Origin of the sequence: Methylohalomonas lacus, from assembly GCF_024808875.1 — a bacterium.
Taxonomy (GTDB): domain Bacteria; phylum Pseudomonadota; class Gammaproteobacteria; order Methylohalomonadales; family Methylohalomonadaceae; genus Methylohalomonas; species Methylohalomonas lacus.
The window spans coordinates 43,013-67,909 of sequence record NZ_JANUCT010000002.1 but is presented as its reverse complement, the minus strand read 5'-3'; the positions used below and the strand labels follow the sequence as shown (position 1 = coordinate 67,909).

General features: G+C 61.9%; 21 protein-coding genes. 11 read left to right on the top strand and 10 right to left on the bottom strand.

What is annotated here, in order from left to right; translation table 11 throughout:
- Positions 1-19 precede the first annotated feature (19 nt).
- The 3 genes from J2T55_RS01590 to J2T55_RS01580 all read left to right on the top strand — a co-directional run bounded on the left by J2T55_RS01590 (position 20) and on the right by J2T55_RS01580 (position 2,118).
- Positions 20-655 carry an ABC transporter substrate-binding protein gene (locus tag J2T55_RS01590; protein ID WP_259053834.1) on the top strand — a complete coding sequence of 212 codons (636 nt, stop codon included), beginning with the start codon at positions 20-22 and terminating at the stop codon, positions 653-655.
- A 24-nt stretch (positions 656-679) separates the two neighbouring features.
- On the top strand, positions 680-1,444 hold the full coding sequence (locus tag J2T55_RS01585) for an MlaA family lipoprotein (RefSeq protein WP_259053833.1): 765 nt from the start codon (positions 680-682) through the stop codon (positions 1,442-1,444).
- Between the two features lie 224 nt (positions 1,445-1,668).
- Entirely contained in the window at positions 1,669-2,118 is a 450-nt protein-coding gene (locus J2T55_RS01580; protein WP_259053832.1) for an RT0821/Lpp0805 family surface protein, read from the top strand.
- On the opposite strand, the gene glcF is transcribed toward J2T55_RS01580, so the two are convergent.
- From glcF to J2T55_RS01555, 5 genes are read right to left on the bottom strand one after another with little or no spacing between them, the layout of a single operon-like run.
- Positions 2,115-3,323 (bottom strand): glycolate oxidase subunit GlcF, encoded by a 1,209-nt coding sequence (glcF, locus tag J2T55_RS01575; RefSeq protein WP_259053831.1) that lies wholly within the window; start codon positions 3,321-3,323, stop codon positions 2,115-2,117. The two genes, J2T55_RS01580 and glcF, sit on opposite strands and share 4 nt — an antisense overlap.
- Entirely contained in the window at positions 3,323-4,417 is a 1,095-nt protein-coding gene (glcE, locus tag J2T55_RS01570; protein ID WP_310521959.1) for a glycolate oxidase subunit GlcE, read from the bottom strand. The genes glcF and glcE overlap by 1 nt, the downstream gene beginning before the upstream one ends.
- Complete coding sequence (locus tag J2T55_RS01565; RefSeq protein ID WP_259053830.1) at positions 4,414-4,917, bottom strand: DUF6231 family protein; 504 nt, start codon at positions 4,915-4,917, stop codon at positions 4,414-4,416. The genes glcE and J2T55_RS01565 overlap by 4 nt, the downstream gene beginning before the upstream one ends.
- Position 4,918: 1 nt before the next feature.
- Entirely contained in the window at positions 4,919-6,418 is a 1,500-nt protein-coding gene (locus tag J2T55_RS01560) for an FAD-linked oxidase C-terminal domain-containing protein (protein ID WP_259053829.1), read from the bottom strand.
- Positions 6,419-6,427: 9 nt separating this feature from the next.
- Entirely contained in the window at positions 6,428-7,621 is a 1,194-nt protein-coding gene (locus J2T55_RS01555) for a GlgC family sugar phosphate nucleotidyltransferase (RefSeq protein WP_259053828.1), read from the bottom strand.
- A 311-nt stretch (positions 7,622-7,932) separates the two neighbouring features.
- Between J2T55_RS01555 and J2T55_RS01550 the strand changes: the two genes are divergently transcribed.
- The 6 genes from J2T55_RS01550 to nhaR all read left to right on the top strand — a co-directional run bounded on the left by J2T55_RS01550 (position 7,933) and on the right by nhaR (position 19,259).
- Complete coding sequence (locus J2T55_RS01550) at positions 7,933-9,483, top strand: Rne/Rng family ribonuclease (protein ID WP_259053827.1); 1,551 nt, start codon at positions 7,933-7,935, stop codon at positions 9,481-9,483.
- Positions 9,484-9,538: 55 nt separating this feature from the next.
- A complete protein-coding gene (locus tag J2T55_RS01545; RefSeq protein ID WP_259053826.1) occupies positions 9,539-13,411 on the top strand; it encodes a YhdP family protein in 3,873 nt (1,290 codons plus the stop codon).
- 108 nt (positions 13,412-13,519) lie between these two features.
- Complete coding sequence (locus tag J2T55_RS01540; protein WP_259053825.1) at positions 13,520-14,005, top strand: NUDIX hydrolase; 486 nt, start codon at positions 13,520-13,522, stop codon at positions 14,003-14,005.
- Positions 14,006-14,021: 16 nt separating this feature from the next.
- Positions 14,022-15,119, top strand: coding sequence for a tRNA 2-thiouridine(34) synthase MnmA (gene mnmA / locus J2T55_RS01535; protein WP_259053824.1), 1,098 nt, complete (start codon positions 14,022-14,024; stop codon positions 15,117-15,119).
- Positions 15,120-15,385: 266 nt separating this feature from the next.
- Positions 15,386-18,133, top strand: a complete 2,748-nt coding sequence (gene acnA / locus J2T55_RS01530; RefSeq protein ID WP_259053823.1) for an aconitate hydratase AcnA — start codon at positions 15,386-15,388, stop codon at positions 18,131-18,133.
- 193 nt (positions 18,134-18,326) lie between these two features.
- A complete protein-coding gene (gene nhaR, locus J2T55_RS01525) occupies positions 18,327-19,259 on the top strand; it encodes a transcriptional activator NhaR (protein WP_259053822.1) in 933 nt (310 codons plus the stop codon).
- A gap of 44 nt (positions 19,260-19,303) precedes the next feature.
- Here nhaR and J2T55_RS01520 read toward each other — a convergent pair whose 3' ends face one another.
- From J2T55_RS01520 to J2T55_RS01510, 3 genes are all read right to left on the bottom strand, one after another.
- A complete protein-coding gene (locus J2T55_RS01520) occupies positions 19,304-19,684 on the bottom strand; it encodes a response regulator transcription factor (RefSeq protein ID WP_259053821.1) in 381 nt (126 codons plus the stop codon).
- Positions 19,685-19,761: 77 nt separating this feature from the next.
- Positions 19,762-21,156 (bottom strand): class II fumarate hydratase, encoded by a 1,395-nt coding sequence (locus tag J2T55_RS01515; protein WP_259053820.1) that lies wholly within the window; start codon positions 21,154-21,156, stop codon positions 19,762-19,764.
- Positions 21,157-21,330: 174 nt separating this feature from the next.
- Positions 21,331-22,101, bottom strand: a complete 771-nt coding sequence (locus J2T55_RS01510) for a class II glutamine amidotransferase (protein WP_259053818.1) — start codon at positions 22,099-22,101, stop codon at positions 21,331-21,333.
- 124 nt (positions 22,102-22,225) lie between these two features.
- Between J2T55_RS01510 and J2T55_RS01505 the strand changes: the two genes are divergently transcribed.
- Positions 22,226-22,846 carry a DsrE family protein gene (locus J2T55_RS01505; protein WP_259053817.1) on the top strand — a complete coding sequence of 207 codons (621 nt, stop codon included), beginning with the start codon at positions 22,226-22,228 and terminating at the stop codon, positions 22,844-22,846.
- Positions 22,847-22,900: 54 nt separating this feature from the next.
- A complete protein-coding gene (locus J2T55_RS01500; RefSeq protein WP_259053815.1) occupies positions 22,901-23,422 on the top strand; it encodes an acyl-CoA thioesterase in 522 nt (173 codons plus the stop codon).
- On the opposite strand, the gene J2T55_RS01495 is transcribed toward J2T55_RS01500, so the two are convergent.
- Positions 23,419-23,886 (bottom strand): cupin domain-containing protein, encoded by a 468-nt coding sequence (locus J2T55_RS01495; protein WP_259053814.1) that lies wholly within the window; start codon positions 23,884-23,886, stop codon positions 23,419-23,421. The two genes, J2T55_RS01500 and J2T55_RS01495, sit on opposite strands and share 4 nt — an antisense overlap.
- A 42-nt stretch (positions 23,887-23,928) precedes the next feature.
- Positions 23,929-24,864, bottom strand: coding sequence for a thiamine-phosphate kinase (gene thiL, locus J2T55_RS01490; RefSeq protein ID WP_259053812.1), 936 nt, complete (start codon positions 24,862-24,864; stop codon positions 23,929-23,931).
- Positions 24,865-24,897 lie beyond the last annotated feature (33 nt).

Sequence of the window (24,897 nt, the reverse complement as noted above, 5' to 3'; positions counted from 1 at the left end):
CGATACAGGTCGCCGATCCATGACGCGCACAACAACCATCCCGTGGCCGCTTCGCGGTCTACTCACGGCCCTAGTGGCAGGGCTGCTCATCAGCGCCAGCGCGCATGCCGAATCAACGGCCAGCGATCGCGTCGCGGCATTCCATGCCGAACTGAAAGCGACCATGCAGGCAGGCCCGGAACTCGGCTACCGCGGACGCTACGACAAACTGCAACCGTTGATCCGGGAGACCTTCGACCTGCCGGTCATTGCCCGCGTCGTACTCGGTCAACACTGGCGCGAGCTCGATGACGACCAGCAGCAACAGTTCATCGATGTCTTCACACGGCTGACCGTCGCAACCTATGCCGCACGCTTCAACAGTTACGACGGCGAAACCTTCGCGCACCTCGGCAGTAAGGCACTAAACAGCAACCGGCAGGTGGTGAAGACCGAGATGCAACCGGCCGACGACGAGCCGGTGCGTTTCGACTACCTGTTGCAGCAACGCGATGATCGCTGGCACATCGTCAGCGTGACTGCCGAGGGCGTGAATGACCTGTCGCTGAAACGGGCTGAATATACCGCCATTATCGAGAAGGACGGGTTTGCGGCGCTGCTGGCCACGCTGCAGGATAAAATCGACAGCCTCGCGCGCGGCACAGAAAACGACTAGAGGATGTCAGCCGGGAAGCAGTACATGCGTCGCGTTCGCCCGGGCAACCTGGCCGGTGCGCTGTTGATTGCGTTCAGTCTGGCGTTGTCCGGTTGTGCCAGCCTGCACGACAATGGCGAAGCGAACAGCGATCCGCTGGAGCCGGCCAACCGCGCGTTCTACACGTTCAACGACACGCTCGATAACGCACTGATCAGGCCGACGGCGGAATTCTACGTGTTCGCCACGCCGGCACCGGTGCGTGCGTCGGTCGCGAACTTCTTCACCAACCTCGGCTCCATTAACGTTATCCTGAACGCGTTCCTGCAGGGCAAGGTCGACGCAGGCTTTGCCGGGCTGTCACGCTTCTTCGTCAACTCGACCATCGGCCTCGGCGGCCTGTTCGACGTTGCCACCGAGGCCGGCATGAAACGCCACGAAGAGGATCTCGGCCAGACTCTAGCCATCTGGGGGATCGACCCGGGCCCCTACCTGTACCTGCCCCTGCTCGGCCCCTATTCGACCCGGCATACGCCGGATCTCGCCAGCAGTACGCTGACCAACCCGCTGTTTTACGTCTCCGGCAGCATTCTCTATCCCGTGGCCGCGCTCGGTCTCATCAGCAAGCGCGCTGAACACCTCGAAGCCACGCGCATGCGCGACGAAGCCGCCGTTGATGCGTACATCTTTACCCGTGAGGCCTATCTGCAAAGGCGCAGCAACCTGATCCATGATGGCGATCCGCCTACCACCGGCTATGACGACCTATTCGGCGATATACCTGCCGCGCAACCCGGTGCATCACAATGATACGGTGCCGCCGTACGGTCGCGTCGAATCTGTGATGGGGTTAGCATTCCGGCGGCTGGTCGAGGCCGGGCCCTGAACTAAAGTAGCCGCGTTCCATCCATTGGCGCAGAATGTATGACAACCTGTATCCGGGATGCGGTTTGCACATTGTTTCCGGAATCCATTCAGTCAACTATACGTCTAAAATCGAACCAAGAACGGTTCCCATACGGAGGGGGTTTGTAATGAAAATACGCGTCTTAACCGGCCTGTTGGCCAGCGCACTGGTTGTGACAGCCTGTAACCCGACCAAGCAGGATATCGGCACCGTGGCCGGCGCCGGCGCCGGTGCGGCGGTCGGTTCCCAGATCGGTGACGGCACCGGTCAGCTGGCGGCGGTTGCCATCGGCACACTGGTCGGCGGCTATATCGGTGGCTCGATCGGCAAGACCATGGACGACGTCGACCGCATGAAGATGAACCAGGCGCTGGAGAAACAACCCACCGGCCGTGCCTCCACCTGGGAGAACCCGGACACGGGCCACAACTATTCGGTGACGCCGACCGAAACCTACCAGCGCAACGATCGGCCGTGCCGCGACTACACGACCGAGGCGGTCATCGATGGCCAGCGTGAAGTGGTCCACGGCACGGCCTGCCGCGAAAGCGACGGCCGTTGGGTGGCACAGAACTAGTCCGCTTCGTCGATCAGTTCAATCCAGTGCCGGACCGGGCGCGCGGTTGCCTGTTGCAGGTGCAGCAGGCAACCGATATTCGCGGTCAGTATCAGCGCCGGGTCACCCTGTTCCAGCGTCCTGATCTTGCGATCGCGTATCGGTCGGGCCAGTTGCGGCTGCAGGATTGAATACGTGCCCGCCGAACCACAGCATTGATGACCGTCCGCTACCGGCGTCAGTTCCAGCCCCATTTTCTCCAGCAGGTTTTCCGTCACCCCGGCCAGCTTCTGACCGTGCTGTAGCGTGCAGGGTGACTGAAAGGCCACGCGCTGATGCAGGCGCGGCAGCAGGGCCGGATCCAGGCTGGCCAGGTATTCCGCCGGATCGCGGGCCAACCCGGCGACGCGCACAGCGCGGTCGGCGTAGTCCGGATCATCGGCCAGCAGCGCCGGGTAGTCCTTAACGGTGACACCGCAGCCGCTGGCGGTCACCACGATCGCCTCAATACCGGCCTCGATTAGCGGCCACCAGGCGTCAATATTGCGGCGCGCGAAATCGCGCGCCCGTGCGTTGTCGCCGAGGTGCAGGTTGATCGCACCGCAACAGCCTTCCGCGGCCGGCTGTTCGCAGCTGACGCCCATGCGATCCAGCACCCGCGCCGCAGCGGCATTGATGCCCGGCGCCAGCGCCGGCTGCACGCAACCCTGAAACAGGATGACGCGCCGGGCATGCTGCCGCTGCGGCAGTGGCCCGGCCGGCCGCCGCCGCGGCACCTGGCGCTTCAGGATCGGCGGAAGCAGCGGCCGTGCGGCCTGCCCCAGCCGCAGCAGCGGCGTAAAGCGTGCCCGGTATGGCAGCAGTTTCATCAGCAGGGTCCGCTGCAGGCGCTCGTACCAGGGCCGCCGGATCCGCTGCTCGACATGGTCGCGGCCGATCTCCAGCAGGCGGCCGTATTCCACCCCCGACGGACAGGTCGTCTCACAGGCGCGGCAGGTCAGACATCGGTCCAGATGCAGCTGGGTCTCGCGCGTCATGGGCTCACCCTCGAGCGCCGACTTGATCAGGTAGATGCGCCCGCGCGGGCTGTCCAGCTCATCGCCGAGCAGGCGATAGGTCGGGCAGGTCGCTAGGCAGAAACCACAGTGCACGCAATTGCGCAGGATGCGATCGGCATCCTGTCCGGCCGGTGTTGCGGCCATATCGGCCGGCAGTTTCGTCTGCATCAGGTGCCCCCGGCGGCGTCGGCTTCGTGATTGAACACGGCGGCCGGGTCGAAGGCCGCCTTCAGCCTGTGCTGCAGCTGCTGCAAGGCCGCCGGCTGCACCGGCCAGCGCCGATCATCGGCGACACCGCGCCAGCCGCGTGCCCAGCCGCCGGCCGCCTGCGCCGCGGCGTGCACGGCCGTTGCCGGTGCCTCGGCCCGCAACCAGCGCTGGGCACCACCCCAGTCGATCAGCCAGTCCGCCGCGTCGGCTCCATCAATAGCCGGCATGGCAGCGGTGGCCGGCAGGCTCAGGCGCCACAGCGGGCGCCCGGTCTGGAAAAAATCGTGCTGCTGCTCGCGCACGGCCGTCCAGAACGCGGCAGCGTCCGTCAGCACCGCGCCCCCACAGTCGGCGCACGCAGCGGCCACGGCGGCGGCGCTGCCGGAAAAACGCAGGTACAACCCGCCGTCGATATGGGCGGCGGCCGACAATGGCAACGGCCGGCCGGCGAGCCGATTCATGCGCTCGATCGCCGCCGCCGGTGATAATTCTAACGCCACGGTGGTTTCGGCTTCCGGCAACGGCAATACCTTGAACGATATCTCCAGCAACACGCCGAGGCGGCCGTAGGCGCCGGCCTGCAGCCGGGCGATGTCGTAGCCGGCGACGTTCTTCATCACCTGGCCGCCAAAACGCAGGTCTTCACCGTGGCCGTTGAGACAGCGCACGCCGAGGACGAAATCTCGCAACGCACCGGCGTACGGCCGGCGCGGCCCGGACAGGCCACAGGCGACCGTGCCGCCGAGCGTCGCCGTGGCGGCAAACGCCGGCGGTTCGAACGCCAGCATCTGCCCCTCGGCCGCCAGCGCCGCCTGCAATTCGGCCAGCGGCGTGCCGGCGCGCACGGTGACGACCAGTTCGGTCGGTTCGTAGTCGACGATGCCGGTCAGACCACTGACGTCCAGCGGCTCGCCCGTGACCGTTGGCCGGCAGAACGCCTTGCTGCCGCTGCCATGAATGACCAGCGGCGTTGCGGCGGCCGTCGCCGCGCGAACGCGTTCCTGCAGTTCGGCGATCAGCCCGTCGGCCATGGTCGGCGCGGTCGTGGTCACCAGCGGTACTTACCGAACAGTTCCGGGTTCGCCCAGTACTTGCTGTTCAGCCACTCCGGCGTCGCCTTGTAGGTGTCGAGCTCGAAGCGGCACAGTTGCCAGTCACCGTCATCGTCATAGTGGTGCAGCAGCGTAAAACCGTGCGCCAGCAGGTCGTTGCGTTGCCAGTGACTGGCCAGCCCGGTCCAGCGGTCGCCGGTGCGCACCAGCAGGAACAGGTGGCGTGAATGCAGGTCGCGCAGCCGGCCAATAAGGATGTGCGCACTTTGCTTGTCCAGCTGCTCGATCACGCCGACCAGCAAAATGACATCATAGACCGGTAAATCGACAACGCGATCCGGCAAATCCGCCGGCGCAATCGTTTCCAGCGGCGTATCCGGCAACGCGGCCTGGATGCGTTCGTTCAGGGCCGTGTCGGTGATACTGAGCAGCAGGCTTGCCGGCTGTTCGGCCTGCAGCAGGCCGAGCGCGTCGGCGCGGGCGGTGTCGGGCAAATTCATGCTAGAAGCGCTCCAGTTCCGGGTGACTGATCTGGCCGTGGTGGACATGCATGCGGCCGAATTCGGCACAGCGGTTCAGGGTCGGCACTGCCTTGCCGGGATTCAGCAGGCCGTGTTCGTCGAACGCAGCCTTGACGGCATGAAACTGCGTCAGCTCGGCGCTGCTGAATTGCACACACATCTGGTTGATCTTCTCGACACCGACACCGTGTTCGCCGGTGACCGTGCCGCCGGCGGCGACGCAGGCCTCGAGGATTCTGCCGCCGAGCTGCTCGGCGCGCTCGAGCTCGCCGGGCTGGCTGACGTCGTACAGCACCAGCGGGTGCAAGTTGCCGTCGCCGGCATGAAACACGTTGACGACTTCCAGCTCGTGTTCGCGCGCCAGAGCGCTGATGCGTTCCAGCACTTCGGCAATGCACTTGCGCGGAATGGTGCCGTCCATGCAGTAGTAGTCTGGGGCGATACGGCCGCTGGCGGGGAATGCCGCCTTGCGCCCGGCCCAGAAGCGTGCCCGCGCGGCGGCGTCGGCGGCGACGCGGATATCGCTGGCGCCGGCGTCGCGCAGAATCTGTTCAACGGCCTGCAACTGGGCCCGGGTTTCCTCGGCAATGCCGTCGAGTTCGCACAACAGGATCGCGGCGGCATCGCGCGGGTAGCCGGCATGAACGAAGTCCTCGGCCGCGCGGGTGATGCCCTGGTCCATCATTTCCAGGCCGGCGGGGATGATACCGGCGGCAATAATCGCGGCGACCGCGTTGCCGGCGGCACCGACGTCATCGAAAGCCGCCAGCAACACTTCCGTGACCGGCGGCTGCGGCAGCAGCTTGACGGTAATCTCGACGATGACGCCAAGCATGCCCTCGGAACCGTTGAACAGGGCCAGTAAATCCAGCCCCGGCGAGTCCAGCGTCTGGCCGCCGAGTTCGATCAGTTCGCCATCGCTGGTAATGAACTTGATGCCGAGTACGTTGTGCACGGTGAGGCCGTACTTCAGACAGTGCACGCCGCCGGAATTCTCGGCCACGTTGCCACCGATGGTGCAGGCGATCTGTGACGACGGGTCGGGCGCATAGAACAGGCCGAATTCGGCGACGGCCTCGGAGATGCTGATGTTGCGCACACCCGGCTGGACGCGGGCGGTGCGCGCCAATGGATCAATTTCAAGAATATCGCTGAACTTCGCCAGGCTCAGCAGTACGCCCTCGGCGATCGGCAGGGCGCCACCCGACAGGCCCGTACCGGCACCGCGCGCGACCACCGGCACGCGGTGCTCATGGCACAGGCGCAGCACCGCCTGCACCTGCGCGATCGTATTCGGCAACACCACGCAACCCGGCAACTGCCGGTAGGCGGACAGGCCATCGCATTCGTAGACCCGGCGCGGCTCGGTATCGACGATCACCGACTCGGCGGGCAACAGCGTTTCAAGCGCGGCGATGACCTCGCCCAGCCGCGCGCCTGCCGCCGCTGTCGTATTGCCGTGTGGCGCCGTTGCATTCATCAGCGATACTCATTCAAAAACATAGCCCTTGGGCACCACCACAATACCATTTTCCGTGACCGTGAAGCGCGCCGCATCGCGTTCGGCATCAACACCGATCGTTTCACCGGCCGGAATCTGCACGTACTTGTCAATGATGCAGTTGCGTAACTGGGCCTGCTCACCAATCCGCACCCCCTCGAAGACGATCGCGTGTTCCAGCGTCGCGGCATCATCCACCCGCACCTGTGGAAACAGGATGCTGTTGCTGACGCCGCCACCGGCGATAACCGTACCGCCCCCCACCACCGAGTTGATAAAGATACCCTCATTACAGGAACGCCCCGGTACGGTACGTGCCGGCGGGCTTTGTGCCTGGTAGGTGCGTATGGTCCAGTCGTCCTGGTACAGGTCCAGCGGCGGCTCGCTTTTCAGCAAGTCCATGTTGGCGTCAAAGTAACTATCGATGGAATGCAGGTCGCGCCAGTAGCGATCCTGGCTGACCCGGCCGCTGCTGCCACCGAACTGGTAGGCACGCACCTGGTAGTCACGCACCAGTAACGGCAGTACATCGGCCAGCAAATCATGACCAGTGACTGCCTGATCGCTGGCCAGCACCTGTTCCAGTACCGACAGCCTGATTGCCATGATGTCCAGCATGACCGGCTGATCTTCGGCCGGCTTGTCGACCAGCGCCTCGATACGCTGCCCCGCGCCCAGCTGCAGCCCGCGGCGCATCTCGGCATCGGTCGGATCGGCTTCCTTCGAGACCACAGTGACATCGGCATGGCTGCTCATGTGCTGCTCCAGCAGCGCCGCGTAGTCCATCCGGTGGATGGCGTCCCCGGGCAGAACCAGGACATGCTCAGCGCCGGTGCGGCGCAGGATGAACAGGTTCTGGTAGAGCGCGTTGGCGCTGCCCGTGTAGCCGGCATTGCCGGCATGCATCTGTGGCGGCACCAGCGTGATGTATTCGCCCAGTTCGGGATTGAATATCGACCAGCCATCGCGCAGATGCTTCGCCAGTGAATGGGATTTGTACTGGCTGAACACGAAAACACGACGCAGTTCAGAATGCAGACAGTTGGCCAGGGCGAAATCGATAACCCGGTACTTGCTGCCGAACGGTACCGCCGACTTGGTGCGCTGACCGGTCAACGGCTCGAGTTCGGCGCCGTCGCTCTCCGCCAGCACAACAACATTGACTTTATGGCTCAGGGACATGATGGCATCGGGACGTCATAATTGAGAAGGAACAGGTGGTGACTCGCTAGAGATTGTGCCGCCGCTCGCATTTGGCGACCTGATCGCACGGCTGCTGTTACAAAAGCCGACTGTTTGCCCGGCACACGCAGCGCAATGTTACAGCGCCCGGGCCAGCGGAAAAACCGGCAATAATAAATCAATTCCACGTCTCAGGGGAGTAAAATATCGCCGCGAGGCAACCTGGCCGCCTGTCGGCCGCAAACCGGAAAACGCTTGATTATGATATGGTTAGCAGGGTTGTCTGGCAGCCGCCTACTGAGGCATTGCACATGAGTTCGGAAATACTGATCAACGTCACGCCACAGGAGACACGCGTCGCCGTGGTCGACAACGGCGTGCTGCAGGAAGTCTACATCGAACGCGACAAACGTCGCGGTATCGTCGGCAACATCTACAAGGGACGCGTATCGCGCGTATTACCGGGCATGCAGGCTGCATTTATCGACATGGGCCTGGCGCGCACCGGCTTTCTGCACCGCAATGATCTGACCGACCCCGACAGTGACGAGGCGCCGGACAATACCAGTAACCTGACACGGACACCGGCGATCGAGCACCTGCTCAACGAGGGCGACGAGGTCCTAGTGCAGGTCCTCAAGGACCCGATCGGCAGCAAGGGCGCGCGACTGACCACGCGCCTGGCGATTCCGTCACGCTACCTGGTGCTAATTCCCGACTGCCCGCCCTCGATTGGCATTTCCCAGCGCATCGAGGACGAAACCGAACGTGAACGTCTGCGCGGTCTGGTTTATCAATACCAGAGCGGTGTCATACCGATCGCCGTCGGCGATCATGACAACCTCGGCATTCAGCCACGGCTGCCGCCGGTCGATGTCCTGAACAATGGCGGTTTCATCGTGCGCACCGCGGCGGAAGGCGTCAACGATGACAAGATCCGCAAGGACATCGATTTCCTCTGCCGGCTCTGGCATTCCATCCAGGGCCGTATCGACAGCATTACCGCGCCCGGCACGATCTATGAAGACTTGCCGCTGTTCATGCGCACTTTGCGCGATCTGGTCGATACGGAAACGGAGAAAGTACGCATCGATTCACGCGAATCCTATGATCGGCTGGCCGACTTCGCGCGCCGCTTTATCCCCGAATTCGTCGATCGCATCGAGCTTTACACCGGCGAGCACCCGATCCTCGATCTGTATTCGGTCGAGGACGAGATCCAGAAATCGCTGGGCCGACGCGTGGAACTCAAATCCGGTGGTCACCTGTACATCGACCAGACCGAGGCGATGACCACCATCGACATCAATACCGGTGCCTTTGTCGGCCATCGCAATCTCGAGGAAACGATCTTCAAGACCAACCTTGAGGCCACCCATGCCATCGCCCGTCAGCTGCGGCTGCGCAATCTCGGTGGCATCATCATCGTCGACTTCATCGACATGCAGGATACCGAACACCAGCGCCAGGTACTGCGTACCCTGGACAAGCATCTGGAGCGCGACCACTCCAAGGTCGCTATCAGTGAGGTAACCTCGCTGGGCCTGGTGCAGATCACGCGTAAACGTACGCGTGAGAGCCTGGAACACGTTCTCTGCGAACCCTGCCCGACCTGCCACGGCCGCGGCAGCGTCAAGACGGCAGAGAGTGTCTGTTACGAAATATTCCGCGAAATCCTGCGCGAGGTACGCCAGTTCGATGCCAAGAAACTGCTGGTGATCGCCTCGCAGCCGGTGGTCGACATGCTGCTCGACGATGAGTCCACCAGCGTCGCCGAACTCGAGGCGTTCATCGGCCGCTCGATTACTTTCCAGGTGGAAACGCTCTACGATCAGGAACAGTATGACATCGTGCTGCTCTAATTCCGTTGTACGGCCAGACGCTTTACCTGCCCCTGACAACCACCTGCAGTGAGCCATGATCCGTCAGTTTTATAATGCCTGCTGGTATCTGGTCGGCGGCCTGATACTGCTGGCCGCCGTTGCCGTGACCATCGTCCGGCTGCTGCTGCCCGGCATTGATGACTATCGGGCCGATATCGAGCAACTCGTCAGCCAGTACAGCGGCTATCCCGTCAGCATTGATGCGGTCAGTGCCCAGTGGCAGGGCTGGCAACCGCAACTGCACCTCAAGGGTGTAACCCTGCATGCACCGGAAGGCGGGCGGCCGCTGGCCGGTTTCGCCAGCGCCGATATCCGTCTCGCCGTCCTCGCCAGCCTATGGCACCAGCAACCGATGCCGGAATCTCTGGTGATTTCGGGGGCGCGGCTGAAGCTGATCCACAGCCGTGATGGCCTGCTCCGCTTCACTGACCAACGCTTCGATAGCGCGTCGACAACCAATCCGGAGCAGACCGGCCAGTTCGGCAACTGGCTGCTCAGCCAGCCCCTGATCAGCCTGCGCGATACCCGCTTGCTGGTAATCGACGAACAGGGTAATCAGCCGCCGCTGAGACTGAGCGACACCACGCTCAATCTACGCCACTGGCAAGGGCGCACGCAGATCGATGGCGCCGCCCGGCTGCCACAGCACTACGGCGACGCCGTACGCTTTGCCATGGACATCAACGGCGACCTGTTAACCAGCGACTGGGCCGGCACGATCTATATCGAGGGCCGCAAAATCAAGCCCTCGGCCTGGCCCCAGTACAGCCGCTGGCAGGATATCAACATCCGCGCCGGCCGTGCCGACGTGCGCCTGTGGAGCAAGTGGCAGAACGCGCGCCTCAGCCATGTGAACGGCCTGCTGGCACTGGAAGACACACTGGTTCGCGGACACGGCAACAGTAACCTGATTCGCGAGTTTAGCGGCATGTTCAACCTGCAACGCGACAGTGACGACAGCTGGCAGGCGGCGGCCCGTATCAGCCGCCTGCAGACCTGGAACGGCAACTGGCCGGAAACGATACTGCGGGCCAGCGGTAAACGCACGGCGTCGGGGCAGCGTGTCGAATCAGCCTATGTCAGCCACCTCGCCATTGAGGACGTAATCGGCCTCGCCGGCATGGATGGACGCCTGGCGACAACGCTCGCTGACTGGACCGGGAGCAATCAACCACATGGTCATATCGAGCAGCTGCTTTACCGGCACGAGACAGCGGACGGTTGGCAGCTCAGCGGCCGGCTGAGCGAAGTCGGCATCGACAGCATCAGCCAGCGTAACCGGGTCAGTGGCATCAGTGCCGAGTTTGCCCTGAACGAACAGCGCGGCCGCCTGCGCCTGGCCAGCCAGACACTGGGCATTGCCGACCCGACACTGTTTGCGGCGCCGATCAACGACATCGGCGTCACCGGTACGGTCGACTGGTTCCGGCACGCTGGCGACAGCTGGCTGTTGCGCAGCGACGGTCTGCATATCGACACCCGACCGCAACGCCTGAGCCTGCGTGGCAAGCTGCAACTGGACGGTGCCGACGGCACGCACGTCGATCTGGCCGCGACATTGTCGGGCGGTGATATCGAACCGCTGAAACGCTTCATCCCGCAACCGGCCAAGGATAAGCTGAAGAACTGGCTGCGCGACGGGCTGGTCAGCGGTCGTCTGGCCCGCGCCGACCTGGTCCTGCGCGGCGATCTCGACGAATTCCCCTTCAAAGACGGCCAGGGGCAATTCAAGCTCGAGTCGCAATTCAACGACGTCAACATGGTCTACCACCCGGAGTGGCCGCCGATCTATCACATCGATGGCGAGGTGAGTATCGATGACGACCGGCTCATCGTCCGAATACCGGGTGCCGATGTCTACAACGCGCGTCTGCATGACGTTGAGGCAACGATCAGCGATCTGTATGCCGAGGACCACACCCTGAACATTGACGGCCAGGCGCGCGGCAGCACAGCCGATGCACGCCGCTTCCTGCAGGACAGTCCGCTGCGCGAGCGCGGCGCCATCCAGCGGCTGCTGGATCTGGAACTGGCCGGTGATCTCGATATCGACCTGGCGCTGGCTGTCGCCCTGTTTCCGGAAGGCGAGGATGTTGTCAGCGGCGAGATCGAGCTGCTGGACAACCGCATCGTTTCACCCGGCCTGGGCCTGACGCTGGAACAGGCCCGGGGCTACATTGCCTTCAATAATGACAAGATCGACTCGCGCGATCTCAGGGCCACGTACTATGAGACACCGGTCGATCTGACCATCAGCCGTGCCGCCGGCGACAACGCGCCGGTACGCTTGCGCATGCAAGGCCGGGCCGACGTTGACCTGCTCGAACGGATAGTCCGGGACAAGATCGCCGACAGCACGACCGCCACCAAGCTGTTACGCGAACACGTGCAGGGCGCCAGCTACTGGCAGTTCGAGATCGAGGCCGCCACCCCCGGCGACAAGGCGGAACAACTGTCGATTAGCAGTGACCTGGATGGCATGGCACTCGATCTGCCACCGCCGCTGGGCAAGCCGGCGACCGAGCGACGGCCACTGCAGCTGCAGCTGGAACTGGCGGACGGTACCGACGCCGCCGTAACCGGGCTGACACTGGATTACGCCGACATACTGAACGCCCGCCAGAGCGGCGATGGCCTTGCCGTTCGCCTCGGCGGCAACAAGGCCGCGGCCGTCAGCGACAATCGCGTTGTCATCGACGGCCGCATGGACACACTGGATGTCGATGCCTGGCTGGATTTCCTCGCCGCCCATGACACCGCGGTGCTGGCCGACGCAACCATAAAACCCTTCGACATCGATATTCGTGCCGACACGCTGGCCGTTTATGGTCAGCGCTTCAACAATACGCGGCTGGCTTTCGCGGTTAACGCCGACGCCAGTCGCCGCCTGCGACTGGATGGCCCGGCGATCGCCGGGCACGCCGATCTGCCTGCCGATCTGAGCCGCGGCACGGTCAACGCCGAGTTCGAACGCCTGCACCTGCAGCCCATCGAGGAACGCACCGACGACAACGATGAGCAGAACTTCGACCCGCGCGATTTTCCGGCTCTGGAGGTCAGCGTCGCGGACTTCCGCTACGGTGACTCCGATCTCGGCCGCTTCCGGCTGACAGCCGACAGGACGACGCGCGGACTCGACATCCGCGAGATCGGGTTCCACAAGCCCGGGCTCGATATTAGCGGCAACGGCACCTGGCAGAACACCGCCCGGGCGACGCGATCACAATTCAATCTCGAGCTGCAGTCCGAGCGTATCGGCGAGATGCTGTCGACTTTCGGCTATACCGACGAAACCATCGCTGGCGGCCAGACAGCACTCCGCATGCAGGCCAGCTGGCCCGGCAGCCCGATGACTTTCAGCCTCGCCAGTCTGAATGGTTCACTCGATCTTGCCATCGAAGAGGGCCGGTTCCTGGATATCGATCCCAAGGCCGGCCGCCTGTTCGGCCTGCTCAGTATCCAGACATTGCCGCGGCGCCTGTCGCTGGACTTCGAGGATCTGTTCAGCAAGGGCTTTGCCTTTGACCGCATTCGCGGCAGCTTTTCCCTCGAGGACGGCCAGGCCTATACCAGCGACCTGACCATGGAGGGGCCGGCCGCACTGATCACGGTGACCGGTCGCACCGGCCTGGCGGAACGCAATTACGACCAGATCGTTTCCGTGGTCCCGCAGGTCAGTGACAGTCTGCCGGTGGCCAGCGCCCTGTTCGGGCCGATCGGCATCGGCGTCGGCGCGGCCATATTCCTGACCGGGCAGATATTTGAATCCATTCCCAAGCAAATCAACCGCATGCTTGGCTACCAATACCGTATTACCGGCAGTTGGGAAGACCCGGTCATCGAACAGATGACGCGCACCCAACAGGCGCCGCAGTCACCGCCGCTACTGCCCGAAATGACGCCGTAAGTCGCGGCAACCGCGTGCGTTGCAGTTCGAATATTGTGACAATAGGCATGTTTTGCACTCCGCCCGACTTGCGGTACCGACCCATCAACACGGACAACCCGATCACGAATGAACCAGACTGCTGAGTCCGCCGCCGAGCGCCCCTGGAAGCCCAACGTCACCGTCGCCGCCATCATCGAACGCGACGGCCACTTCCTGCTGGTCGAGGAAGAAGCCGATGGCGGTATCTTCATCAACCAGCCGGCCGGACATCTGGAACCGGGCGAGACGCTGCTTGAAGCCGCCCGCCGCGAGGTACGCGAGGAAACTGGCTATGAATTCAAACCGCAGACCTTGATCGGCGTATACCTGTACCCGAACCCGCGTGTCGGTGTGACCTACCTGCGCTTCTGCTTTGCCGGCAATGCCCGCGCACCGGCTGGCGACGTCCGGCTCGATGACGGCATTCTGCGCACACTCTGGCTCAATCGTGCGGAAATCGCCGAGTTGGGTACACGGCTGCGCAGCGAACTGGTGCCGCGCTGTGTCGATGACTACCTGTCCGGCCGGCGCTATTCCCTGGAAATGCTGATGCATCTGTCAGCGACCGAATAGACCACGTCCATTCGCCGTGCCCAGCCCTGAGACCGCGCCCATCGTCGTTGCCCTGTCCGGCGGCGTTGACTCGTCCGTCACCGCATTGCTGTTGCAACAGCGCGGTTACCGCCTGCAGGGGCTGTTCATGAAAAACTGGGAAGGCGATGACCGGCCCGGTTATTGCGCGGCGGAAGCAGACGTCGCCGACGCGCTGGCCGTGTGCGAACAGCTGGACATCCCGTTGAATACCGTCAACCTGTCGCAGGCCTACTGGGATTCGGTGTTCAGCCGCTTTCTGGCCGAATACGCCGCCGGCCATACACCCAACCCGGACGTGCTCTGCAACCAGTCGATCAAGTTCGACGCCTTCGTCGAGCATATCCTTGCACTCGGTGCCGAACGCGTCGCCACCGGCCACTACGCGCGCATCGACGAGCGTGATGGCCGCTACCGTCTGCTCAAGGCCGTCGATCGGAACAAGGACCAGAGCTACTTCCTCTGCCGGCTTGGCCAGCCGCAACTCGCACGCACACTGTTCCCGCTCGGTGAACTGAGCAAGCCGGAAGTCCGTCGGCTGGCAGCCGCAGCCGGTTTCGCCACCCATGACAAGAAGGACAGCACCGGCATCTGCTTCATCGGTGAAAAACCGTTCCGCGAATTTCTCGGTCAGTACCTGACGCCGAAACCGGGGCCGATCCAGACCCCCGAGGGCCAGGTCATCGGCGAACACGACGGCGTCATGTTCTACACCCTCGGCCAGCGCCAGGGTCTGAATATCGGCGGTGTGCGTGGCATGCCCGACGCACCCTGGTACGTCGTCGCCAAGGATATCGACACGAACGTGCTGACCGTCGCCCAGGGCCAGGATCATCCGCTGCTGTATTCGACCGCGCTGTTGGCCTCCGAGGTGCACTGGGTCGCCGGTACGGCACCTGGCCTGCCGCTCGACTGCAGCGCCAAGACCCGTTACCGACAGCCGGACCAGCACTGCAGCGTGAGCGACGCCGGTGACGGCCGCATCCATGTAGCGTTCAGCGCGCCACAGCGCGCCGTCACGCCGGGCCAGTACGTAGTGCTCTACGCCGGCGAGGAGTGCCTGGGCAGCGCGCGGATCGACAGCAGCCTGCGCTGAACGCCAGGAAAAAGACCGGCAAACCTGTCACCGGGCGGCCAAATCAAGCATAATAGGCGGCTCGCTGAGGGCCGCGGCAGCACGAAGCCGCCGCGCCATCCGGGCACGCGTTCCGTCAAATCCATACCCCGTTCACGCCGGTAACCAGGTAATGCCAACGAAACGGAGCCGGGGCTGATGGCCACGACGGGTGCCCCGTTTAACTGGAAGTGACAGCCTGGCGCTGACCGGGCACTGATTTCGATCCAACATTGTGGAGCTGCTACATGAGCAACAGCTATAACGCCCGCACGACGCTCAACGTCGGCGATAAAACCTATGAAATCTTCAGCCTCAAGGCACTGGAAGACAAATACAAGGTCTCGCGCCTGCCCTATTCTCTGAAGATTCTGCTCGAGAATCTGCTGCGCACCGAAGACGGCGTCAACGTCACTGCCAACGACATCGAAGCGCTGGCACAATGGGACGCCAAGGCCGAACCGGACAAGGAAATCGCCTTTTCGCCGGCGCGCGTGCTGATGCAGGACTTCACCGGCGTACCGGCAGTTGTCGATCTGGCCGCCATGCGCGACGCGATGAAGCAGCTGGGCGGTGATCCGGCCAAGATCAATCCGCTGGCGCCGGCTGAGCTGGTGATCGATCACTCGGTCATGGTCGACTTCTTTGCCCAGGCCAATGCCGCGGAAAAGAATGCCGAGATCGAATTCGAGCGCAACAAGGAACGTTACACCTTCCTGCGCTGGGGCCAGCAGGCATTCTCCAACTTCAAGGTCGTGCCACCGGATACCGGCATCTGCCACCAGGTCAATCTCGAATACCTGGCACGTACCGTGTTCACCAAGGAAGAAGACGGCAAGACCCAGGCGTATCCGGATACGCTGGTCGGCACGGACTCGCATACGACCATGATCAACGGTCTCGGCGTGCTGGGCTGGGGCGTCGGCGGCATCGAGGCGGAAGCCGCCATGCTCGGCCAGCCGATCACCATGTTGATCCCGCAGGTTATCGGTTTCAAGCTGATCGGCAGCCTGCCGGAGGGCGCCACCGCCACCGATCTGGTCCTGACCATCACCAACATGCTGCGCGAGAAAGGCGTGGTCGGAAAATTTGTCGAATACTATGGCGACGGCCTGGCCAACCTGCCGCTGGCCGACCGCGCGACCATTGCCAACATGTCGCCGGAATACGGCGCCACCTGCGGCATCTTCCCGATCGACGAGGAAACCCTGACCTATCTGCGCCTGTCCGGCCGTTCCGATGAGCAGGTCAAGGTCGTCGAGGCCTATGCCAAGGCCCAGGGCATGTGGCGCGAGGACGGCGCCGCCGATGCCGACTATACCGACACCATGGAGCTGGACCTGAGCACGGTCGTGCCGAGCATTGCCGGCCCGAAACGGCCACAGGACCGCATCGCGCTCACCGACGCCAAATCCACCATCGGTCATCATCTGGGCGAGATGCAGGAACAGCGCGCCGGCGCGCCGACCCAGAATGAAGAAATCGCCGGTTTCGAGGGCGAGGGCGGCGGCACCGCCGTGGCGGCCGAGGAATCGCATCACGTCGGCACGGTCGCGGTGAAGGACGAGGACGGCAACGAGTACGATCTGACCGACGGCGCCGTGGTCATCGCCGCCATCACCTCGTGCACCAACACCTCCAATCCGTCGGTCATGGTCGCCGCCGGCCTGGTCGCAAAGAAGGCGCACGAGAAGGGCCTGACCCGCAAACCCTGGGTCAAGACCAGCATGGCACCCGGCTCGCTGGTGGTCACCGACTACCTGAACAAGTCCGGCCTGATGCCGCATCTGGAATCACAGGGCTTCCACGTCACCGGCTACGGCTGCACTACCTGCATCGGTAACTCCGGCCCGCTATCGGAAAGCATTACCCAGGCCATTCACGACGGCGATCTGATCGTCGCTTCGGTGCTGTCCGGCAACCGCAATTTCGAGGGCCGCGTGCATGCCGAAGTACAGATGAACTTCCTCGCCTCGCCACCGCTGGTCGTCGCCTACGCGCTGGCCGGCCGCGCCGATATCGACATCAACAAGGAACCGCTGGGTCAGGACCAGCAGGGTAACAATGTCTACATGAAGGACATCTGGCCGACCCAGAGTGAAATCCAGGAAGCCATTACCGCGGCCATCGATTCGGACATGTTCCAGTCCAGCTACGCGACGGTGTTCAAGGGCGACGAACGCTGGAACAGTCTCGATGTGCCGGAATCCGATCTGTACAACTGGGACAGCAAGTCCACCTATGTACAGAACCCGCCCTACTTTGAGGGCATGGGCAAAGAGCCGCAAGATTTCGAGCCGATCACCGGTGCCCGCGTGCTCGCGCTGCTGGGCGATTCCATCACCACCGACCACATTTCCCCGGCCGGTTCGATCAAGGTCGACAGCCCGGCCGGCAAATACCTGACCGACAACGGCGTCGAGCCGAAGGACTTCAACTCCTACGGTGCGCGGCGCGGTAACCACGAGGTCATGATGCGCGGCACCTTCGCCAACATCCGCCTGCGTAACAAGCTGCTGCCGGGTTCCGAGGGTGGCGTGACCAAGCACATACCGAGCGGCGAGGAAATGTCGATCTACGACGCGGCGATGAAATACCAGAGCGACAACGTGCCGCTGATCGTCATCGCCGGCAAGGAGTACGGCACCGGCTCGTCGCGTGACTGGGCGGCCAAGGGCACCAAGCTGCTGGGCTGCCGTGCGGTTCTGGCGGAAAGCTTCGAACGCATTCACCGTTCCAACCTGGTCGGCATGGGCGTGTTGCCGCTGACCTTCAAATACGGCGAAAGCGCGGAAGGTCTGGGCCTGACTGGCAGCGAGACCTTCGACATCGAGGGTCTGGAAACCGGGGCGAAGGAAGTGACCATCATTGCTAAAGCCGACAACGGCGAGGAGAAGCGCTTCCAGGCCAATGTCCGGGTCGATACGCCGAAGGAGTGGGAGTACTTCAACAACGGCGGCATCCTGCACTACGTACTGCGTCAGCTGGCTGCCTGAAGCGAAGCTGAACAACCCCGAAATCGGCACATGAAAACGGGTCTCCCTGCGGAGACCCGTTTTTGTTTGTTCTGTTCTGAACTTCCCCCGAACACACCGGTCGCAAATATTCGAGCAGGGGCGTTTGTACGATATTGACGTGCGAAGTCCAAATCGCGGCCCTGCCCGTCTGTCTTTTACGCAAGATGTAGCTATGCGGACCCTGAATTACAATCACCTGTATTATTTCTGGACTGTGGCGCGGGAAGGCACCATCGCCCGTGCCGCCGAAGTTCTGCACCTGACGCCACAGACGATCAGTGGCCAGATCGGCGAATTTGAAGTACGGCTGGAAGCACGACTGTTCAACCGTAACGGCCGTAAGCTGATCCTGACGGATGTCGGCCGCATGGTTTTCGACTACGCGGACAATATCTTCCAGCTTGGCAACGAGCTCACCGACATGCTCAAACGCGGCACGCAGAACAACAGCCAGCCGCTGAGAATCGGCATCGTCGACATCATGCCACCATTGCTGAGCAGCGAATTCATCAAGCCGGTGTTCGCATTCGAGAATACCAGCATCACCTGTCGTAACGGCCAGTTCGACGATCTGATTGCCGATCTGTCGCTACACCGTATTGATATAATCCTGGCGGATACACCGCTGAAAAGCGGCGGCAATATCCGCGCCTATAACCACCATCTGGGTGACAGCGGTATTGCGTTTTTTGCCGCCAGCGATCACGCGCGGCTCTATCGGGAAGACTTTCCAGAATGCCTCGACAAGGCACCGTTGCTGTTACCGACGATGGAAGCGCCGCTACGGCGTTCGCTGGAACAGTGGTTTAGAAAAAACGATATCACACCGGCCATTAGCGGCGAGTTTGAAGACAGCACACTGCAACGCTACCTGGGCGAGGCGGGCGCCGGCATTTTCGTGGCACCCAGTGTCATGAAGCAGCGACTGCTGTCGAGCTATGGGGTCGAGTGCATCGCCGACATCGACGATGTCACCGAATCCTACTACCTGGTTTCCACCGAACGACGCCTGCAGCATCCCGCTGCCGTCGCCATTTTTGACAATGCCCGCAATGGACTGCTGTACGGTCACCGGGAAAACCAGCCAGTACAGGCAGCGTCCTGAGAGGACTGCCCCGCGCGTTTGCCGGGGGCACAACCTGGCCGGCGTCAGAAAATACCGCTGGCGTCCTGCAGGTGACGCTTCAGCATTTGATCAACACAGCCGCCATCGGTCGTTTTGCCAATATAGTCATCGCAACCCGCCGCTATGGCACGATCGCGTTCCTGCTCGGATTCGGCCTGCGCCAGTACAACGATGGGATTGTTGTAGCCGTCGTCGCGCAGCAGCTGTACCACCCGTATGCCATCAAATCCGGCCAGCTTACTGTCCAGCAGTAACAGGTCCGGGTTCTCTTCCTGGCACAGCTGTAATGCCTGCTCGCCAGTGGCGGCGATAAGCAGCGCATAGCCGGCCTGTTCGACACGTGACCTGACACGGTCGACAAACAACTGATGATCGTCGGCGTACAGCACTGTCTTCACACTCACCTCCGTAGACCCTCCCATCAACCACCAGTATTACCGGCAAACCCGTGCGGGCGCATGCGCAACCGCTGCGCCACACATTAGTTCTGTGAGACGATACCGCCCTGGGCCAGCGCCGCCGGATCCAGTAGGCGGTCCAGTTCTGCCTCGGATAAATCGGTCATTTCGCGGGCAACTTCCTTCACCGGACGGCCTTCAGCATACGCCTTCTTGGCGATACTGGCGCCCTTTTCATAGCCGATAGCCGCATTCAGCGACGTTACCAGGATCGGGTTCAGATCCAGCGCCGCCTGCAGACGTTCTGCATTGACCGTGAAACCGGCGATGGCGCTGTCAGCGAGCAGTCGTGAACTGTTGGCCAGCATTTCGGTGCTCTGGCACAGGTTATATGCAATTACCGGCAGCATGACATTAAGCTGGAAATTACCCGACTGGCCGGCGACCGTCATGGTCGTGTCGTTACCGATAACCTGGGCGCAGACCATGCACACGGATTCCGGAATCACCGGATTGACCTTGCCCGGCATGATACTGCTGCCCGGCTGCAGGCTCGGCAGCGCAATCTCGGCCAGCCCGGCCAGCGGGCCGCTGTTCATCCAGCGCAGGTCGTTGGCGATCTTCATCAGGCTGACGGCGATCGTCTTCAGCTGACCGCTCATCTCGACCGCCGCGTCCTGTGAACTGAGACCCTCGAACAGGTTCTCCTTGCGGCTGAAGGCAATGCCCGTCGCCTGCTGCAGTTCCTCGGCAACCAGGCGGCCGAACTCGGGGGGCGTGTTGATGCCGGTACCGACCGCGGTGCCGCCCTGGGGCAATTCCTGCAACCGTATCAGGGCCGATTCGACGCGCGCGATGCCATGACGCACCTGGGTTTCCCAGCCCGACAGTTCCTGACCCAGGGTTACCGGCATCGCATCCATCAGGTGCGTACGGCCGGTGGTCACGACATTCGCCAGTTCCGCGGCACGCTCGCCAATCGTGTCAGCCAGATGATGCAACGCCGGCAGCAGCGCCTGCCGCGCCAGCAAACAGCTACTGACGTGAATGGCCGTCGGGATCACGTCGTTACTGCTCTGCCCCATGTTGACGTGATCGTTGGGATGCACTGTTTCACCGAGCTTGTCCGTGGCCAGCCGTGCAATCACCTCGTTGCTGTTCATGTTCGAACTGGTGCCGGAACCGGTCTGAAATATATCAACCGGAAAATGCGCGTCATGCTGACCTTCGGCAACCTCGTTGGCGGCCGCCTGTATGGCATCGCTCATGGCCTGATCCATCAGACCGAGACGCGCGTTTGCCGCAGCAGTGGCTGCCTTGATGAGCCCCAGTGCACGGATGACGGCACGCGGCATGGCCAGGCCACTGACGGGAAAGTTATCGACCGCGCGCTGTGTCTGGGCGGCATACAGCGCATCGGCCGGCACCTGCACTTCACCCATGCTGTCTTTTTCCGTACGGAATTTCTTGTCCGTCATATCACTTATCCTCTAACTCATAGATCATGTAAAACTTCCGCTCGTATCTCGTTATCCAACGAGACTTTGCCGCCAGGGCTATCCTGTCAAGTCTGCCCCCACCCACGAGATACGCTTCACGAACGACGAGATACGAGTTTGATTCGCGTTCATTGGCGGTTTCTCTAATAGTTTTCAAACAGCTACCGGCAAACCCTGCCTGAACACCGTCAGCTCTCCCGGCTGCATGATGTTCCAGTCTTCATTATTCGTCAGTGGCCGCGTAGCGATCACGGTGACGATATCGTTCGGCGTGGTTTCTTCCTTGAAGTCCACCGTCATATCTTCATCAATTAAGCGCGCCGGACCGAACGGTGCCCGCCGGGTAATCCAGCACAGCGAGGTGCTGCAATAAGCAAACAGATCACGCGAATCGCTGAGCAGAAAATTGAAGATGCCCAGTTTCCCCAGTTCTGTTGCCAGTTTGCCGATGTATTGCCGCAGCTGGCGGCTGCTGCGTGGCGCCTGCGGGAAACGCCGGCGAATACGATCGAGCATCAGGCAGAAAGCGTATTCGCTGTCGGTAGTGCCGATCGGCCGGTAATGACGCAGCGGATATTGCTTGATACCGCGCAACTGACCGTTATGTGCAAATGTCCAGCTACGTCCCCACAACTCGCGCGTGAATGGATGCGTATTTTCCAGACAGACACGCCCGCGGTTGGCCTGACGGATATGGGAGATGACAATCCGGCTCTTGATCGAATACTCACTGATCAAACGGGCGATTTCCGATTCCGCGCTGGCCAGCGGATCGTGAAAGACACGGCTGCCATTACCCTCGTAAAACGCGATGCCCCAGCCATCCCGATGCGGGCCGGTCCGGCCACCACGCCGCATCAGCCCGGCAAAGCTGAAACAGATATCGGTCGGCGTATTGGCACTCATACCCAGTAATTCACACATTGGCGGGAGGCGCTGGCAAAAAGGCTATTTTACCGAAGCACAGACGCCAGCACAGCCACTAATTCGGCCGCCTGCAGCCAGGGCGAGACTGGCAAAAAATAGCCAATTATGGTTTCATGCCAACATGTCCGTTTCCCGATTCAGTGACCATACCGGCGCCATAATTTGCCTGTTGTTGGCCCTGCCGGGCCTGCTCGGCGGCTGTGACGGCGACGCCTCAGCGGCCAACCAGACCGGCGCGGGCGCGACGGCGACGCTCAATGCGCCCGAGCCGCAATTGCTGGCCAGGCATGACCCGGCGACCGCCGAGCGCTCACCGGCCGATCGACGGCAGACACAATCGACCGCGCCCGATGATCGCAGCAACCCGCAATTCAGCATCGCCCAGAACCAGTATCTGTTCGACGTATCGCAGCGCAGCCGGGAAGAATTCATCGCTTTTCTCAAGCGAGCCGATGAACTGGTCACCGTGGCCGCACCGGAAACCGAGAAGCTGGAGCTCGCGCTGATTCTGAGCGACCATGATATTGACTGGTTTGCCAAGGACAATTATGAACAGAACAAGGAACTGGTCGACCTGGCCGCGCGTCTGGATGCACTTGAAGTCATCGACCTGAAAATCTGTCAACGTGCCATGCAGGAACATGGCTACCAGGAAGACGATATACCCACCTTTATCGATCGTGTTCCCTATGCGGCTGCAGAAATGCAACGCCTGCAGGGGTCCGGCTATTTCCAGTTGTAGCCGGCTGTTGTCAGCCTTTTGAATTCCTGAAATATTCGTACGAGAGTGCGCAGTATGTCGCAAGAAAAGACACTGTACATGACGCTGCTGATGTCGCCGGACATGGCCAATTTTGCCGGCAATGTCCATGGCGGCGCACTCCTGAAGATGCTCGACCAGGTGGCCTATGCGTGTGCCGCACGCTATTGCGGCACGTACGTGGTTACGCTGTCACTGGATCAGGTCAGCTTCAAGGAACCGATCAAGGTCGGCGAGCTTGTTTCATTCCGTGCCCATGTCAACTACGTTGGCCGTACGTCGATGGAGATCGGCGTCAAGGTGGTTACCGAGGATTTGCGTAACAAGGAAAAGCGCCACGCCGTATCCTGTTACTTCACCATGGTAGCACTCGACGAAAACGGCAAACCGACGCCGGCACCGCCGCTGAAATTCAACAACGAGTTCGACAAGAAACTTTACGAGGCGGCCAAGATGCGCCAGGAAATGCGACGAGAGACCCAGCGTCGCAACAAGGAAATCACCGCCGGCATTCCCAGTTATAATCCGGACCTGTCGGAAACCGACGACGACAGCTAGTCGGGACGCTGTTCCAGCATCCGGCTGAGTGGCGCACCCGGTTCGCCAACGGCAAACATCACGATAACGGCATCTTCATCGCCATGGTTGAAGCCATTATGCGGCGTATTGATAGCTTCGGCTAAGGCATCCCCGGCCGTGTAGGTACGGCGTTCATGATTTTCGAATTCAACCGTCACCGTACCGCTTAATACGTAGGCAAAGGCATGAATGTCATGAACATGCCAGCCCGTTTCGGTGTTGGGCGGAATGACAACTCGTACTGCCCTGACTTCGGCCGTCGATAATTCACTGAAATCCAGCGTCTGCCCGACAACGGTACGGTCCGTTTCCAGTAACGGCTTGATACGGATATCGCTGCCATACTCGGCAGCATGAACTGCAGTCACATGAGTTGCGATCAGCATGACCGACAGCAGCATGATCAGGGCGGAGCCCTGTGTGCTACTCCGTGTTGATAACATGGTATCGCGCTCCTCGCCGTTCACGGCTGACGTCAGTGGTACCTAGAAATGCGCATAACCGGACTGACTGAGCCCGTCTACTGCCGGTTCAAGCTGCACGCCCGAACCTTCATGCAGGCAGCCTAGCACATACAGTTCACGGTTGACGGCACGCAGCGCTGTGCGCACGTCATCTTCGGCAGCGGCGGCCAGAGCCAGGCATAACTCGTAGTCATCACCGGCGGTCAATGCCAGTTGCAGGGCCGTCTGCCGATCGCAGGCAGCGGCCAGCTGCGGACTGATCGGGATGTGGTCGGTGTGGATGACGGCGCCAAGGCGGCTTGCTGCCAACAGGTGATCGCTATCGGCCAGCAGTCCGTCGGATATATCGATGGCCGCGTTGACGCGTCCGCGTACAGACATTCCCGCGGCGACCGGTGGATGGGGCCGATGCAGGCGTTGCCGGAAGTAATCAGCATCGTTATCAGCAGCACCGCTGCCGGTCAGCGCGTAACCGGCATCGCCCAGATAACCGCTAACGGCGAGCAAATCACCGCATTGCGCCCCGCTCCGCGTAATCGCTGTCGCCGCCGGCACCAAACCGTGTGCCTGTACCGTGATCGTCAACGGCCCACGGGTCAGATCGCCACCTACCAGGCCGACACTAAATTGCTCTGCCAGGTCAAAAAAGCCCTGGCTGAATCCTGCCAGCCAGTTGCTATCGGCCTGCGGTAACGTCAGCCCCAGGGTAATCCAGCGCGGTTCAGCGCCCATCGCCGCCAGGTCGCTGAGATTGACCGCCAGTGCCTTCCAGCCAATATCGGCTGGTGCTGCCGTGGCAGCGAAGTGAACGCCGCTGACCAGCGTGTCCATCGTCACGACAAGCTCGTAACCGTCAGGTACCTGCAAAACGGCGGCGTCATCGCCGACACCCACGCGTACAGCGACATCGTCGATATCGCGCCGGAAGTACTGGCGGATGAGGTCAAATTCGTTCATTGAATGCTGTCCGCGAATGAACGCAAATCATAA